At 61.7% G+C, this 13,291-nt stretch carries 1 protein-coding gene and 1 pseudogene; one reads left to right on the top strand and one right to left on the bottom strand.

Going from position 1 to position 13,291, the window contains the following annotated elements:
- Window positions 1-270: pseudogene (locus OA90_RS29175) on the top strand (IS4 family transposase); the annotation flags it as partial.
- A gap of 613 nt (window positions 271-883) precedes the next feature.
- Here OA90_RS29175 and OA90_RS29840 read toward each other — a convergent pair.
- The gene (locus OA90_RS29840) at window positions 884-13,141 is read right to left on the bottom strand and encodes a VCBS domain-containing protein (RefSeq protein ID WP_208986307.1); all 12,258 of its coding nucleotides are present in this window, start codon (window positions 13,139-13,141) and stop codon (window positions 884-886) included.
- Between the last annotated feature and the right edge of the window lie 150 nt (window positions 13,142-13,291).

The raw sequence follows: 13,291 nt of genomic DNA, 5'->3' as shown, positions 1-13,291 counted from the left end.
TTCAAGTGGATCAAGCAGAACCTGAAGATCCGGCATTTCCTCGGAACGTCCGAGAATGCCGTACGCATCCAGATCTTCATCGCCTTGATCGCCTATATCCTGCTGAGAGCCGCTCAGGCGACCCAGACCGCAGTCAAGCAACCACTCGCCTTCGCACGCCTTGTTCGCCTCAACCTCATGCATCGACGCACAATCAACGCACTAAACACTCACAAACCACCACCGGAAACAGACACAAGGCAGATGACCCTAAACCTTAATCCAATTTAAACCGGACAGCAGTGGGCTTGACCATGGCAACCATGCCGTTTCGGTGCCACGAACACCAGATTGGCATGTTTCAGATTCACGGCATGGATTGCAGGGGCAAGCCCGGAACGACGCAGAAAACCGTTTTGGAGGCCTTCCCGGCCACGCGTTTTCCCTGATCGGAAGGACGACCGAAGGACTGCTGCTGCAATCGGGTCAGCGGTATCCAGCGGAGGCACTCCGGTCTTCTGGCGAAGCCCAGGCGGTTACGTTCCTGATTTCGCAACGCTCCCTTGCACCGGGTGTCACCCCGGGCGCAGCGAAGCGGAGACCCTGGGACCACTCGCGGCGCTGCTTGCTGACGAAAGGCGATTGTTCATCGGTGGTCGCTACTCGCTTCGGGCCTGCACGCCGTATTGTTTGTCCTGGGGCTGTATGTGAAGCGGTCCTGGAGACACCCAACAGAGCCTCTGCGAGCGAGTGGGCCCCGGCTAGGCGTCGCGCTTGACCGGGGTGACAGTCGAGGATGGTATTCAGCTTCTCGGTTCACTCAACAGAGTTGAAGACGAAAGGGAAACCATAAAAATGAGGCGGGCTCGATGGCCCGCCTCGCAGATCTCCCCGTCAAACACGCCTAGGCGGCCGTGACACTGGCTTCCGTGCCGTCGCTGTCCATGACCAGGCGGATCGTCTCGCCCATGGAAACTCCTTCCAAGGTCGCGGCATCCTGGAAATCATCCACTCCGCCATCGAAATCGACCTGCAGCGTGGCGTTTCCGCCACCAGCATCGACAACCCGGACATATTCGCCAGCGTCTGCCGGATCGATCTCGCCTACGTCATTGCCGAAGGCAAGATTGAGCAGGTTACCGATATCGATCTTGTCGCCGTCAGTATCAAAGTCATAGTCGGTGATCAGATCCGCATTGGCGAGCGACTCCAGCACGAATGTGTCGGCATCGGCACCACCTGTCAGCCGGTCGAAGCCAAGGCCGCCGGCGAGAATATCGTCACCGTCGCCGCCAATCAGGATATCGTTGCCTCCGCGGCCGTAGACCGTATCGTTTCCGCCATAATCGAAGCCGTCTTCCGCGACATCGTTCAGCAAGTCGTTCGAGTCCGTGCCGGTGATCGTGTCATCTGCATCCGTACCGCGGATGCGGGAGTCCACACCCAATACGACTGTTGTGTCGCTCGTGATCTCGATGCCGGTCAGGTCCAGCGTGCTGGTTCCACCGGCACCGGTGTAGTGACCTGGATACCCGTCGGCGTCATCGGCATCCTGTCCGGAGCTCGCGATCGGGTCCACGAATACCAGATCTCCCCACACGGAAGCCCCCGTGAGGGAAACGTCGGTGAAGCTGATACCGTCGAGGTTGTTGAAACCCTGAACCATGAGCTGTGACTTGTGATAGGCGCCATCAACCGAGACATTGATCAAAGTGATCGTGCCGATTGGTCGGTCCACATCGTAGGTGTCCGGATCGAAACCGGTGATCTGGATCGCGTTGTCGCCTTTCGAGGCTGTCGCATCACCGAGAACACGATTGCTGACGATCGTAACATCTTCGATATTCGCGTCGCCGAAATAGTTCCAAAGCAGCAGATCGGCAGACCCGTTGGAACCGCCCTGGCCATTATCCGTGAAGGTCGTGTCGACAATATTGATCTTGCCGACCCCCGACGTGTCGCCGTCAGTACGGAAGCCATGGCTGGAGTTGTTGTTAAAGGAACTGTCTTCGACGGAGATCTCATCGACGAGCGTGCCTGAAGCAACCCGCACACCCACACTCGACCCGGAGAAATTGATCCCCTGGATCGTGACGGAAGCACTGCCGCCATCGTTGATGTCTCCGGAAATGGTCAGACCTGTTCCGATCGGATTGATGATCGTATCGACAAGCGGATCGTTGCCATCGCCCGAACCGATAATCGTAACGGCTTTGTTCAGTACGATGTTTTCGGTGTACACACCCGCGCGGACCTCGATGGTGTCGCCCGGGCTGGCGCGGTCGATCGCTTCCTGGATCGACATGCCGTCGCCGACGATGAAGGTGGTGCCGAGTTCGGCTGCGACATCGTCCGGTCCGAGCGGGCCGGTGACGACGCTGTCGCTCGCCACGTTGACGCTGCTGCCGTTTTCCAGGGCGATGGCGAAGGCGATCGCTTCCGCCTCCGAGCCGAAGAAGTAGGTGAAGTCGTCGCTGCGGCCGTCGATGCCGTCGCGGTGCGTGTCGTTCTGGACCGCGAACACTTCCGTAAACAGGCCACCGAAATCGATGTTGTCGACAACCGTCCCGCCTTCCTCATCGGCATAAATACCGATGGGCTCGCCGTGGCTGTAGGAACCGCTGAACGAGATGTCGTTGGTGCCGGCCGGCGGATAGTGGGCGCCCTTCGAATAAAGACCGATGGATCCCCAGTTGTTGCCCGTGGTGGTGATGTCGGTCAGGTCGATGCCGGTGCTGTCGGAAAGCGCGATGCCGACGCCTGCCGTGCCCATGCCGTCGACGGTCACATTGGTCAACGCGCTGTTGTCGACGCCGTTGAGATCGATCTCGGAGCGGCCCGCACCCTTGACGGTGACGTCTTCGAGCGTGAAGCCGATCAGGCTGGTCGCCGGCGATGCCGGATTGACCTTTATGCCGTAGGTGTCGGTCTCAGTGGCATCCAGGGTCAAGTCACTGATGGTGACGTTGTCGGCCAGGACATGAATGCCGTAGGCCGCATCCGCCGTGACGACGGTTGTGGTGCCTTCGCCGGCCCCGACGATCGACAGGGACTTGTCGATGTTGAGTTGAGCGGACAGCGTATAGGTTCCCGCCGCCAGCAGGATGGTATCGCCAGCATTCGCCGCAGAAACTGCCGCCTCGATGGTTGCGAAGCCGCCGTTGCCGACGAGCAGGAAGCGAGCGCCGCCGGAAACCTCGGCAATCTCGACGTTCGTCAGCGTGTCAGTGCCGGCGTCCGTCGTCGCGACGGCCCACGAGTCGCCGTTGTCAGTGATGTCGGCTGCGGTCAGAACTTCGTCGTAGACCACCATATCGGTGTCCGCACCGCCGTCGAAGACGTCACTGCCGGCACCAGAGCTGAAGGTATCGTCCCCGTCATTGCCGTTAAAGACTACACGGTGCCCGCTAGTGAGGCCGGAGGCGTCGACTTCATCGTTGCCTGTCCCGCCTTCCACGGTGATGGTCGAGGTCGCCACTGACGAGGATGACAAGTCACCGGCGATGGTGACGCTGTCGCCTGAACCGCCGAGATTGAAGACCACGTCCTCGATCTCGTCAGCGCGGATCGTTGCCGAGCCGGCGGTGACTTCGATGTCAGCCGCGTCGGTTCCGGTCGACGGCGTGATGTTGATGCCGCCGGAGGCCAGGCCGAGCGTGAAGCTGGTGGCACCACCCGTGTTGGTCAGCTCCAGTGTGTCCTTGCCGGTCTCGTCGCCGCCGTCGACGCGGTCATTGCCGTCGCCGGTTGACCACTTGAAGGTGTCGTTGCCATCGCCGCCGCGCAGCGTGTCACTGCCTTTGCCGCCGATGATGGCGTCGTCCCCGCTTGAGCCGATTACCGTGTCGTTGCCACCACGCGCTTCGATGGCCGCAATGCCGGTCAGGGTCGTGCCGGAGAAATCGAGCGTGTGCGAACTGTCGGTGTCGCGGATGATCACGCCGTCATTGCCACCGCTCTCGAAGGCGTCAATGCCGTTGTCGTAGCCGTTGACGCCGATAACCGTTCCGTCAGACTCCGCCCGTGCGACGGAAGCCCCCGCGCCATTGGTCGCAAAGGTGTCGTGGCCGTTGCCGGTGCCGTCATAGAGCAGCGTCGCATTGGTCCCACCGGTCTGGAAGGTGTCGTTGCCGGCACCACCGCGATAGGACGCGGCGGCGTAGTTCGAGGTGGTGATGGTGTCGTTGCCACCGGCAGCATCGATTTCCTCGATCCCGCCCAGCTCCGTTTCCGAGAAATCGAGCGTGTGCGAGCTGTCGGTGTCGCGGATGATCACGCCGTCATTGCCGCCGCTCTCGAAGGCGTCGATCCCGTTGTCGTAGCCGTTGACACCGATGACGGTGCCGTTTGATTCCGCCCGGGCGACGGAACTGCCGGAGCCGTTGGTGGCGAAGGTGTCGTGGCCGTTAGAGGTGCCGTCATAGAGCAGCGTCGCGCCTGCCGCACCTGTGTGGAAGGTGTCGTTGCCCGTGCCGCCGCGATAGGACGCCGCGTTATGGCTCGAGGTGGTGATGGTGTCGTTGCCACCAGCCGCATCGATTTCCTTGATATCGGTCAGTTTCGTGTCGGAGAAATCGAGCGTGTGCGAGCTGTCGGTGTCGCGGATGATCACGTCGTCATTGTGGTCACCATCGAAGGCGTCGAGACCGTTGTCGTAGCCGTTGACGCCGATGACGGTATCGTCGGATTCCGCCTCGGCGACGGAACTGCCGGAGCCGTTGGTGGCGAAGCTGTCGTGACCGTTGGAGGTGCCGTCATACAGCAGTGTCGCATCAGCCGCGCCGGTGTGGAAGGTGTCGTTGCCCGTGCCGCCGCGGTAACTTGCAGCGGTCAGGTTGGAGGTTGTGATGGTGTCGTTGCCGCCCCGCGCATCGACTTCCTCGATATAGATCAGTTTCGTATCGGAGAAATCGAGCGTGTGCGAGCTGTCGGTGTCCCGGATGATCACGTCGGCGTTGTCAACACCGTCAAAGGCGTCGAGACCGTTGTTGTAGCCGTTGATGCCGATAACGGTATCGTTGGCTTCCGCCCGAGCGACGGAAGTCCCTGCGCCGTTGGTCGCGAAGGTGTCGTGGCCGTTGCCGGTGCCGTCATAAAGCAGCGTCGCATCGGCCGCGCCGGTGTGGAAGGTGTCGTTGCCCGTGCCACCGCGGTAACTTGCAGCGGTCAGGTTGGAGGTTGTGACGGTGTCGTTGCCGCCCTGCGCATCGACTTCCGCGATACCGCTCAGTGCCGTTTCGGAGAAGTCGAGCGTGTGCGAGCTGTCGGTGTCGCGAACCGTCACACCAGTGAAGCCGTTCGCCGAAATCTCTTCCACGGCACGTGTCGCGAAACCGTTCACACCGATCGCGGTGTTGTCTGCTTCCGCAAGAACCCTGTCATTGCCGTTACCGCCGTTGAAGACGTCAAATCCGTCACCATTGCCGACAAGATAGGTGTCGTTGCCATCACCGCCGTTCAGCGTGTCGTTGCCGCCTTCACCGACGATGATGTCATCGCCGTCGTTGCCGTTTACGGTGTCATTGCCTCCTCTTGCGAGGACAAGCCAGGACTCCGTCGTCGGAACATTCAGGGTCTCGCTGGAACTGGTACCGATCAGGACCTTGTCGAATGGCAGGAAGCTGTCGCCGACGGTGATCCCCTTGACTATGGTCTCGAAACTGTGCGCCTCGAAGGACAGGCCTCCGGCGGTCACGGTGCCATTGGAGCCGGAGCCCGGTACGAGGGCATCGATTGCCGCGATAAGGGCGGGATCTGCTGCCTGGCTGAGGGTCAGGGCAATCCGAAGCGTATCGGCGCCATTTCCGCCCTGATAGACGACATGGTCGCTCGTCGTCTGGGATGTCGTTACCGTGTCGTTGCCATTGCGCGCATCGAGAGTGATCCCATTGATCAGCTGGACATCGCGGAAGTCGAGATCGTTGGCCGAGTTGGTGCCGCGGATCGAGACGCCGGTGTGGCCATTGGCATCGAACACCTCGATACCGCTGGTCGCAGCGTCAAAGTCGCCGCTGAGGCCGATGCGGGTGCCGTTGGAGATAGCCTGGACCGTGTCGGTGTCGGCCGACGAGCCGGTGTCCTGATAGGTATCGTAGCCGTGGCCGGACCCGGAAACCTGGTAGATGTCGGAGCCTTCGGCACCGTCCAGGATGTCGTTCCCCTGGCTGCCGCGGAYCGTATCGGCAGCCGCCGAGCCGATGATCGTGTCATCGCCGTTCTGACCGTCGATATACGCGATGTTTGTCAAAGTCACTTCAGAGAAGTCGAGCACGTTGGCGCTGTTGGTGCCCCGGATGGAGACGCCGCTGAAGCCGGTGCCGGTAATCGCCTCAATACCGCTGTCCTCAGCGTTGAAGTCGCCATCAAGGCCGATGCGGGTGTTATCGGAGATCGCCTGGACAGTGTCGGTATCGCCCGCGGAACCGCTGTCCTGGTAGGTATCGTAGCCGTGGCCGGACCCGGAAACCTGGTAGATGTCGGAGCCTTCGGCACCGTCCAGGATGTCGTTCCCCTGGCTGCCGCGGATCGTATCGGCAGCCGCCGAGCCGATGATCGTGTCATCGCCGTTCTGACCGTCGATATACGCGATGTTTGTCAAAGTCACTTCAGAGAAGTCGAGCACGTTGGCGCTGTTGGTGCCCCGGATGGAGACGCCGCTGAAGCCGGTGCCGGTAATCGCCTCAATACCGCTGTCCTCAGCGTTGAAGTCGCCATCAAGGCCGATGCGGGTGTTGTCGGAGATCGCCTGGACCGTGTCGGTATCGCCCGCGGAACCGCTGTCCTGGTAGGTGTCGGAGCCGTGGCCGGACCCGGAAACCTGGTAGATGTCGGAGCCTTCGGCACCGTCCAGGATGTCGTTCCCCTGGCTGCCGCGGATCGTATCGGCAGCCGCCGAGCCGATGATCGTGTCATCGCCGTTCTGACCGTCGATATACGCGATGTTTGTCAGAGTGACGTCAGTGAAGTCCAGCGTGTTCGCGGTGTTGTCACCGCGGATGGAAACTCCGTTGAACGTGTTGCCGGAGATTGCCTCGATGCCGCTGTCCTCAGCGTCAAAGTCACCGGCAAGTCCGATGCGGGTGTTGGCGGAGATCGCCTCGATCGTGTCGGTATCCGTGTCGGCCCCGGTATCCTGATAGGTGTCGTAGCCGTGGCCGGACCCGGAAACCTGGTAGGTATCCGAACCTTCACCGCCATCGACTGTGTCAGTACCACCATTGCCACGAATGGTATTGGCGCCGGCGTTTCCGTAGATCACGTTAGCGGCATTGTTGCCGATGACGTCGAACGGTGCATCGCCGAGCAGGGTGATCGTCGTGACGCCTCCACCGAGTGTGAAGGTATTGCCGGTGTCGTCGCTCTGGCCCTCGATGCGCAAATCGTCCTTGGTGACCGTCAGGCTTTGACTCGTCACCATCCCGGCGAGATTGATGCGGTAGCCGGACACGGCATCGTCGTGAGCGTCCTGGAGCGTCGCATAGGTGTCGACGAGAAGATCGTTCTCGTCGAACAGATGAACCGGCTGGCTCAGGTCGAAGTCGACACCGCCACCATTGAAATCAATGCCTTCGATGCCTAACAGAGTGTCGGCTTCGCCGGTGTTCCGGTTGGTGACGAGCCAGGAACCATCGACGTTCTGGGTGATATCGTAAAGGGACTGGTCGCCATAGATAACGACGGTGTCGTCCTCGCCGGTCACCGCATTGACATTGTCGGCGCTGCCGGTGTCGGTGCCGTTACCGTAGATCGTGTCGTTGCCACCGTTGATGAAGAACAGGTCGTCGCCCTCGCCGCCGATCAGCGTGTCCGCGCCTCCATTTCCTTCAATCCGGTCGTTGCCCGCACCGCCGTTCAGAAGGTCATCGCCCGCGCCGCCCTTGAGCACGTCATTGCCGCCGTTGCCGTAGGCCACGACTCGGTGAGCGCTGGTGGTACCGGAAGCATCGACGGTATCTTCGCCATCGCCACCGGTAACCGTCACCGTGGAGGTGGCCAGCGCCGTCGTGGAGAAATCGCCGGCCATGGTGACCGAACCGCCGTCAGGGCCGAGGTCAACGTTGATATCCTCGATCTCGTCCATCTGGACTGTGTGCGTGCCGTCGGTGACGAGGATGTCGTCCTTATTGTCATCCGGAGTGACCAAGTCGGTTGCCGCTACGGTAATATCGAAATCAACCGGTCCGCCTGTCGTATTGACAACTGCCAGCGTGTCCTTCCCGGTCTCGGTTCCGCCATCGACAAGATCGTTGCCGTCGCCGGTGCGCCAGACGATGGTATCGTCGCCATCGCCGGACTTGATCGTGTCGATGCCTTCAAATCCGGCAATCAGGTCAGAACCGGACGTACCGATGATCGTTTCCGCACCGGTGGTCCCGTCGACGAAGGTCCTGTAGGTGCCACCGGCATCGCCAACACTGACATAGGTCAGGTCGACGGAACCGTTTGCACCGTCCAGTTCGTTGAAGAACGAGCCGGAATTGCCGGGAGTACCGGCCGTGCCGGTCGGCAACTGGTCGGCCATGGGGTCGAAGCCGAGGCCGTAGCCCCAGCCTGCGGTCACGTTGATGACCGTGCCGGGCGTGCCCGGTGTTGAGGTACTTTCGCGGAACTCGAGTCCGGTCGTGTCGGTGAAGCCCTGGATGTAGACACCCAGCTTGCTGTAGTCGCCGGTGATGGTGACATTTTCGAAGATGACGTCGCCCATCGGAGTGAGCACGTCGTAGCTGTAGGTCGGGGCCCCTTCCAAGCTCGACTGGAACCCGGACGCATCGAAGCCGGCGATCTGGATCGCTGTATTGGCCGCGCCGCTGGTCGAACCGGTAATCTCCACGTTGGAGAATGTGGCGTCGCCGTCGAACTCGAACAGGACGATGTCGCCGGAGCCGCTCGCTCCCGACGCGCCGTTGCCGTCGAAGAAAGAGTTCGACACCACAACTGCCTGCACGCCGCCCTGGCTGAAGCCGCCGCCCGTCTGACCGGACGTGTCGGTGCGCCCCGATACGATGAGGCCGATATTACCGTTGTCGTTGAGCGTGACGTTTTCCAGCTCAAGATGACCCAGAACGTCGTCGTCGGTCGCCTTGATGCCTGCGCTCGTGGCGTTGATGACCGTGATGTCCTCGAAACGGACGGTTCCAGCTGGATAATCCGCATCCAGATCGATATTGAAGCCATAGGCCGAGCCGGTGGCATCGATGGTGACCGCACCCGAACCGATGATGGTCACGGGCTTGTCGATGGTCACATTCTCGTTGCCGGCACCCGACCAGGTACCCGGAGCGATCAGGATCGTGTCGCCTGCCTGGGCTTCATCGACCGCAGCCTGAATGGTATCGAATCCGCCGCTGCCGACCAGCAGGATACGCCCGCCGCCGTGCTGGACGATTTCGATATCGACCAGGTTGTCAGTGCCTTCCGCACCGCCGGTGGTCACGATCCAGCCGGCCTGATCACCTCCGGAGACGGGATCTGCATCCGTTACTGAAGCAAGATCGCCGGTTGTCAGGACGGTGTCGTAAACCGCCACGTCCCCTTCTCCCGCGGTGTTCGACGGGTCGAGAATCTCGCCGTCGCCGCGCAAGAGATCATTACCACCACCGCCTTTCAGCGTGTCGTTGCCGGCGCCGTTATGATCGCCGTCGATCAGGTCACTTCCGGCCGTTCCCGTGACCGTGTCGGACCCGGCTCCCGACAGATAGACGAATGTATCGCCCGGATCCGCCGTCTGGTTGCCGGACGCCTCGAGATCGAAGGCTACGTCGCCGGACAGATTCCGGGCGTTGACGTCCGTATCCACACTGTCGAACGTGTTGTTCGTGACCGAGGTGATCGCGCCGGAGGTCGGCTGGCCGATGGAGATCCCGGACCCGGCATCGACAAAGGTGTTGCCGTCAACGCTCGAGTTGCCATTGGAATAGCCGTCCAGGTTGAGGCCCGTACGGGTGTTCTGGAAGGTATTGTCCTCGACAATTGTGGCGACCCCACCGCCGTTCGACCAGACACCGCGGCCCCAGGCCGCCGTGGAATACTTGTCGCCGGCGTCAAAACTGCCATCGCCGGTGAACAGGTTGCCTTCGATCGTCACCGATCCACCGGCAAGAGTATTGACCATGATCGCGACATCGTGTGTCCCGCCCGTGCCGCCGCCTTCGACGGTGCTGAGGAAGACAGAGTTCTCGATAACATGGTCGGAGCCGGAGGTCACCGTCACTTGGTTGAGTGCGCTGCGCGCGGTCACATCGGTGTCGTTCAGGAACTGAACGCCGTCTATTGTGATTGCGGCCGGGCCGGACAGAGTCACCAGGCCGTCGATCACGGCTTCCGCAGCGCGGCCTGCATCGGTTCCTGCAAGGCCGGCGTTGGGCCCGCGGATCTCCACACCGTGGCCGACGGTAACGGTCTCCGTGTAGGTGCCTGCACCGACTTCGATCACATCCGTGGTCAAACCGCGCGTCGCCGAAGCGTCCACGGCTGCCTGGATGGTCGAATATGACGCAATCAGCGCGCCGCCTCCGTCAAAAAGCTGCACCGGCAGTGTGACAACGAAGGCTTCGCTGTAGTTGCCGCCTTGCGGGTCGGTCGCCGTGATGGTGATTTCCGCTGGCAAAGAAGTGACAGCGCCGTCCACCTCGAGCTGGTAACCGCCCGCACCGTCGCTTTCCACGATCAGGCCGGCAACTGCGCCGCCGGAAGGGTCGGTGATCTCGAAGGTGAACTCCGTATCGTCGACATCGGTGACGGAGAGCGCGCCGACCACCATTCCGTCGGCTGCGTCCGCAGCAATCGTTCCGCTGCCGCCAAGGTCGATGTCCGTCGGCGCGTCGTTGGAGCCGTTGACGGTTACGGTTACGTCGACGGTGTCGGTCGCGCCGTGTTCGTCGGTCACCGTCACAGTGAAAGTTTCAGTCGGATTGTCGTCTTCGTTGAGGCTGTCGGCGAGCGCATTGTCGAGCGTATAGGTCCATTCGCCCGTTGCGGAATCGACCGCGAAGGTGCCGTATGTTCCCGAAGCGTTGCCCGTCCAGTTCAGGACGGCGCCGTTGTCGACATCGGCGGCGGAAAGTTGGCCGGAGACCCGCGGCGCATCGAAGCCGTTGTCGATGTCCCACTGGCGGACCGCTGTTTCGTCTTTGCCTTCGTTGCCACTGAAAACCGGCCGGTCCAGAAGGTCGGCGTCGACATCGCTGATCAGATCCCGCAAATCTGTAAGCATGCCCCCAGTGAAGCGGGAAGACAGCGACCCGCTGTTGAGGTTGCCGAGCAGGTTGTCGTGCATGCTCTGCTCGCGCTCGGGCGTGTCGTTGGAATCGCCGTCGTCCGGAGTGAACTTGGCGATCGTCTGGGTCAGCGGCGCACCACCGTCTTTCAGGTATTGCGCATAAGCCACGCCGAGGTGCACGAACGCCTCGTTGACCACGACCGTGCCGCCAGGGGCCATCGTGTAGTTGTCGTCCAGGAAGTCCCAGACGATGGCGGTGGCCTGGGACTCGCTGACACCGAGCTCGATCTGCACCGTCGTCAGGACGGACTCCACCTGTGAAGGTGTCGTGAGCAGGCCGTTGAGAGCGCTCGTGACCGCCGAGTTGAGGGCAATGGAAGGCTCCAGATTGCCTGTGACATCAGCCTCGACGATGCCTGTGACATCGCCGGTCTCGACCACAGTGCCGGTGATCTCGGAGCTTGCCTCGATCACAGGCGCATCGTTCGTGCCGGTGACCGTGACCGTGACGGTGACCGTGTCGCTTGCGCCGTGCTCATCGGTGACCTTGGCGATGAAGGTCTCGTCGACACTGGCGTCTTCGGCCAGTTCGTCGGCGAGGCTGTCATCGAGCGTGTAGGTCCAGACACCGGAGGTGCCGTCGATTTCGAAGCTGCCGTACTGGGTTGCCGGGCTGGTGGCGTCGATGGACCAGGTCAGCACGGCGCCGTTGTCGACGTCGGTAGCGGAAAGTTCACCAGAGACACTTGGCGCATCGAAGCCGTTGTCGATGTCCCACTGGCGGACCGCTGTTTCGTCTTTGCCTTCGTTGCCACTGAAAACCGGCCGGTCCAGAAGGTCGGCGTCGACATCGCTGACCAGATCCCGCAAATCTGTAAGCATGCCCCCAGTGAAGCGGGAAGACAGCGACCCGCTGTTGAGGTTGCCGAGCAGGTTGTCGTGCATGCTCTGCTCGCGCTCGGGCGTGTCGTTGGAATCGCCGTCGTCCGGAGTGAACTTGGCGATCGTCTGGGTCAGCGGCGCGCCACCGGCTTTCAGGTATTGCGCATAAGCCACGCCGAGGTGCACGAACGCCTCGTTGACCACGACCGTGCCACCAGGGGCCATCGTGTAGTTGTCGTCCAGGAAGTCCCAGACGATGGCGGTGGCCTGGGACTCGCTGACACCGAGCTCGGTCTGCACCGTCGTCAGGACGGACTCCACCTGTGAAGGTGTCGTGAGCAGGCCGTTGAGAGCGCTCGTGACCGCGGAGTTGAGGGCAATGGAAGGCTCCAGATTGCCTGTGACATCCGCTTCCACGATGCCTGTGACATCGCCGGTCTCGACCACAGTGCCGGTGATCTCGGAGCTTGCTTCGATCACAGGCGCATCGTTCGTGCCGGTGACCGTGACATTTACGTCCTTGGTGACGCTGTCGCCATCACCATCCGTCACGATATACGGAACGGTCATCACGAGGCTTTCCCCGACCGCAAGCTCGTCAAAGGCCGTACCGGGAGTGATAGAGATTTCAAAGCCACCGGCTGCCGCGGCGATCGAGACTGCGGGCGTTCCGAGTGCCACACCGGCCGGAACCGCTGCAAAGGAAATCGTTCCCAGAGTGATCGCCGTCGGGGCGCCACCATCAGCACCTGTGGCGTAATCCGCGCCCTCAGTGAGGGTGATCACGGTATTCGCATTCTCCGTCATTGTGTCGGAGACATCCACCGCAACCGGCGTGTCGTCGTCGATGATGAGGTCGATGGAACCGTCGACGGTGTCGCCGTCGCCGTCGGTGACGGTGTAGCCGAGCACAAAGGTGGCGTCATCCTCGACGTTGTCGCCGTTGTCGACATGCAGAAGGTTTGCCACCTGAACGTAGCTGTAGGCGCCGGTCGCCTTGGTGAGGGTGACCTCCGCGACGGTGACCGGATTGGCCGGGTCGCCCTGGTCCTGCTTGATCACAAGCACGCTGGTCGTGGCACTGTCGACGATCTCGAAGGAGATGCTGGCAGGGCCGCCCTCGATGCCGAGGATACCGGCGCTGGTGGTGCCGTTCCAGACAACCTCGCCGCCGTCGGCGCCGAAGGAGATCGGCAGGGTCTTGCCGGACTG

The organism is Labrenzia sp. OB1 (assembly GCF_001624695.1).
Lineage (GTDB): Bacteria > Pseudomonadota > Alphaproteobacteria > Rhizobiales > Stappiaceae > Roseibium.
This window is presented reverse-complemented; position numbering and strand designations above follow the sequence as displayed.